General features: G+C 41.4%; 3 protein-coding genes. 2 read left to right on the forward strand and 1 reads right to left on the reverse strand.

The genetic code is table 11. The features are described from left to right. Positions 1-773 (reverse strand): Lnb N-terminal periplasmic domain-containing protein (locus ACZFYI_RS16040; RefSeq protein WP_462525142.1); only part of this gene is annotated, 773 nt, incomplete at its 3' end. Between the two features lie 122 nt (positions 774-895). Here ACZFYI_RS16040 and ACZFYI_RS16045 point away from each other — a divergent pair. Continuing rightward, positions 896-3,142, forward strand: a complete 2,247-nt coding sequence (locus ACZFYI_RS16045; protein ID WP_462525140.1) for a T9SS type A sorting domain-containing protein — start codon at positions 896-898, stop codon at positions 3,140-3,142. A 96-nt stretch (positions 3,143-3,238) separates the two neighbouring features. Then, positions 3,239-4,552, forward strand: a complete 1,314-nt coding sequence (locus ACZFYI_RS16050) for a gluconate:H+ symporter (protein WP_462525141.1) — start codon at positions 3,239-3,241, stop codon at positions 4,550-4,552. The last annotated feature ends 73 nt before the right edge of the window (positions 4,553-4,625 follow it).

A 4,625-nucleotide genomic window follows, 5' to 3' on the forward strand; every position in this document is an offset into this window, starting at 1 on the left:
ATATATGGATTGAAGAAGTCCATTTTGGATTCTCTGTCGGGAAACTTCAATATTACCTTGTTTTCTTTGACCAAAGGTCGGGTTGGACCGTCACCTACTATCATTGCCTTACCAAAAGCTGACTCCATATAATCCGGCAAAAATTGTTTTTCCCTTTCTGAGGCATTGACATCGATCACCGAGCCCAAAGCAAGGTCAATCCCAAAATCAGCCCAAGGCAAAGGGTAGACATATTCATCGATCAGGTTTCTGAAAGTTTTTGCTTCGGGGTTTTGCTCCTCATTCCAATCGAGCTGTTTTCCCAAAACACGGTCCATCACATCCCTTATCCTGGTGGCACAATTGTCATAAAAAAAATCATAGCGATAAAACCTGTTTTGAGGCCGGTAATTGATCTGGAGAAATTCAACCAGCCTCTCAATCTGTTCGGGACTGAGGTCCAGAACCTGCTCCCTGACATCTCTTTGATAGTAATTATATTCTGCCAAAAACCGTTCATAAGTCGACACGCTCAACATATAATCCAAAGTTCTCTGTGTGAATTTGACATAAAAATAGGGCGTATTGAAATCAAAAGTGCCGTAGTTAAAAACCAAATCTTCTCCTGTAGTCCTTTCCAAAACCCTGATGGCACTATGCCCAAAAGCAGAATATAATTGGTCTCCCGGATCACAAGTCAAAAGGCTAATCTGATAATCCTGAGCTGACGCAAAAAAAATAGTCGAATAAATAAACGAATAAGTAAGCAAGAACTTTTTCAATTGAACCGGCATAAAACTAAATTTCATGTATAGTTAAAACTTTTTCAAATATGGCTTTTTGCAAATGTTATTCCGCCTTTACCTTTCTAAATTCTTCACGAATTTATTGGAATAATATTGTAATCTGTTTTTTGATGTTCCAAATTCCTTTGCTTGCAAACGCCCAAATCATTCACGAAATCAATGATTACAAAAGTATTGCTTCCGGAAATTACAACAATCCTGCTGTTTGGCAGATATGGGATGGCAGTAACTGGATAGCTTCTTCATCAAAACCAAATCTTAACAACAACATTTTTATCGAGCAGGGTCATGAAATCAGGTTGGTAGCTAATGAGGAAGCAAAAAACGTCTATTTATACAGCGCAGCTTCGCCGGGGCGAAAACTGAATCTTCAAACTTTTGAATTGCAGGTTTATGGCGCTTTAAGGGCAATGACCAAATCGGGAACAGATTTTTTTCTGAATAATGTCACCAACGCTTCAACGGATTGGATTTATCCGGAAACCGGGAAAATTGTTTTCAAAGGAACATCAAGAACTGTGGTCGATCGCGCTTCTTGGAGTGCGACAAATACCAACAGCAGGTTTATAGTAGTTTTCAACCCAGATGCCGGGGCCACATTGACTGTCAATTCAGCTTTCAAAGCCAATACATTCATCATCCAAACTGGTAGAGTAATCCAAACTGTCAATACAATGGGGTTGCCTGCCTGTTCCACCTTTTCTTTTAACAATCAAATGGCATTTAATGGGTCAGGGCCTTATGGTGATTTGATCATTGAACCCGGAGCTACGCTTATTTCAGAATGTTATGCTCCTTTAGACCAAATCATCAGAAGATCAACATCCATCCCCGCAGCACTTTTCCACCTAAAACCTGGAGCAAATTTGGTCTTAACAGCCAATGATCCTACCATGGATGCAGCCGAATTCAGGTTTGAGGGAAATGTCTATTACCGTTCCAATTCCGGAAACCAACGTCTGGTAAGGACTACTTTTGTTACTTCCGGAAATCCCAAAACGTACAACAATATCCTTTTTGAGAATGCTGCTAACAAACTGTTGACAGATTCTCTGTTTTTGAACGGAGACTTCGCCAGACTCACAGGAGGAAGTATCGTAGAGGCGCCGACTTTCCTCAGGTTTCAAGGAACCGTAGTCCAACAAGTGATAGGTTTTGATATGGATTTACAGCAATTGGAGGTCAATAAGCCATCGGGAAGTCTGCTATTCTACTCAGATGTAAGGGCTAAAACCAACTTCATCATGAAAAACGGCCAGGTGGATTTCAGTAATTTTGACCTGTATGTGAATACCTTAGGTGGTGGTACTCTTGCCTATGAAGGTGGAAAATGGCTCAATCTCAATCAACTTCACTACAACAATTTACCTCTCACTATGAATGCCGATAATGCCACATTCCCTTTTGAGGATCGCTATCAGGGAGGAATAAGGAAGGTCCAATTATTGGGAAATTCTCCGGGAGGAAATATGAATGTCAGAATGATCGAAGCCAAAGGCACCAATTATGACCCTGCCTACAATGACAGTGACGGAACACCGATTCTTTACCAATTGAACAGCTATTTTGAGTTTTCGGGAATGGCCCCAAGTACAAATCTCATAGAGATGAGGATTTCAGCAGAAAACCTCGTGGTAGACGATGTCGACGACTTGAGGATAACCGGAAATGGAATTGCCTCCGAAGGGACACATTTGCCGGGATTGGATCCAACTTTGCTTTGGGCGAGAAGGGAATTGGAATATGGTCAAATCGATGGAAACACATTTACAGTCGGGAGTTTCCGGTTGCTTTCTGTTTTGCCTGTAACTTGGCTGGATATGAAAGCGGAGATCAATCAGGAAACAATAAAGGTCTCGTGGTCAACGGCAAAAGAAACAGATAACCAAATGTTTTTGATTCACCGCTCTATTGGCAATATTGACAATTTTAAAACCATTGGAGAGGTAATTTCAAAGGGGAATTCCGACGAAACCCAGCATTATGAATTCACCTATTTTGAGAAATTTGGATCAAGCAGGGTTTATTACCAATTGGAGCAGGTTGATTTCGATGGGAAAACTTCCTTTAGCAAAGTGTTTAAGCTGGAAGGAAGTGTGTCAAACCTGCCAAATCAGGAGATTAAAATTTGGCCAAATCCATATGACCGAGGCACAATCAATATTGAACTTCCTGAGGGGATAAATCCCGATCAGGTTTCTATCAGCATTTCGGACTTGAAAGGCCAATCTTTCCATTTCGGTAGCAATTCTGGAAGCAGTCTGGAAGAATTTCTTGAAAAACTCAGCCCTGGCATCTACTTCATCGAACTGGTTACAAACGATAAAAAATTTGTGAAAAAGCTTATCAAGAAATAAAAACTGATTTTTTGCCTTTTGTAAAATTATGAAGTGCTTCAAAAGCACCTAATTGGATTAATTTTTTATCTTGTTGGACCAACCCAACGACAACCTATGACCATTTTATTTGTTTTTGTCAGCATTTTGGTATTGATCTTACTGATCACCTGGCTGAAGCTGAATCCATTTTTGGCCTTTTTGATTTCTTCCATCTTAGCAGGTTTTTTATTGGGCATTCCTCCTGAACAGATCGCCGGATCCATCCAAAAAGGAATCGGGGGATTGCTCGGTGACCTAGTCATTGTCATAGTCATGGGCGCCATGTTGGGCAAATTGGTAGCGGAAAGTGGGGCTGCACAAAGAATCGCAGATACACTGATGTCTATTTTTGGAGTAAAAAACGTGACTTGGGCCATGATGGTCACCGGTTTGGTGGTGGGCATTCCTTTGTTTTACAATGTCGGATTTGTACTCCTTGTCCCATTGGTGTTTTCAGTTTCATATAGGTATAAACTCCCGGCAGTTTATGTAGGAATCCCGATGTTGGCCGCACTTTCAGTCACGCACGGCTTTTTACCTCCACATCCTTCGCCTGCTGCTTTGGTTGCCCAGTTTGGTGCCAATATGGGGCTGACTTTGGCTTACGGGCTGATTGTCGTAATTCCAACAATCATTATCGCAGGACCGTTCTTTGCTAAGTTTTTGAAGAATATTGACTCAAAGCCTTTACAGACTTTTCAAGCCAAACAAAGAGAAGAAACAGATTTGCCTGGCACATTCAACAGCTTTTTTTCAGCACTATTTCCTGTTTTCCTTTTGGTAGGCACAACGGTTGTCAGCCTGCAGATGTCACCTGACCATGTCCTTTTCCCCTATTTCAAATTTGTAGGAGATCCGGGAATGGTTATGTTGATTTCCTTGTTGATCGCAACTTTCACTTTGGGGGTCAATATGAAATTTAAAATCCCTCAATTGATGGACCTTTATGTCGTGGCTTCCAAAGATGTCGCTATGATTTTGTTGATCATTGCTGGGGCTGGGGCATTGAAGCAGGTCTTGATGGACTCCGGAGTCAGTCAAACCATTGCGGATTCCTTGCAGGGATGGGATGTACATCCGCTGATTTTGGCTTGGTCTATCACAGCCATTATCCGGGTTTGCGTAGGTTCGGCAACTGTCGCCGGGCTGACCACAGCAGGCATGATAGCGCCTATGGTAAGTGGGGGAAATGTTGATCCTAATTTACTTGTATTGGCAATTGGTGCAGGCAGTTTGATGTTTTCCCATTTTAATGATGCCGGATTTTGGCTGTACAAGGAATATTTCAACGTAAGCGTCAAAGACACAATCAAGTCTTGGTCATTGATGGAAACCATCGTGGCTGTTGTTGGATTAGCGGGGGTATTGGTTTTGGATATATTTGTTTGAAATGATATAAATGGATATATTCTTCATAAAATACGTTGATATAGATCCTGAATCAAATGCTATTTGAAGATTT

It is taken from the genome of Aquiflexum sp. (assembly GCF_977115555.1).

Bases quoted from the DNA above. Each gene is read 5' to 3' on its own strand.
- ACZFYI_RS16045 (WP_462525140.1), top strand. From the start codon at position 896: ATGTTCCAAATTCCTTTGCTTGCAAACGCCCAAATCATTCACGAAATC.
- ACZFYI_RS16050 (WP_462525141.1), top strand. From the start codon at position 3,239: ATGACCATTTTATTTGTTTTTGTCAGCATTTTGGTATTGATCTTACTG.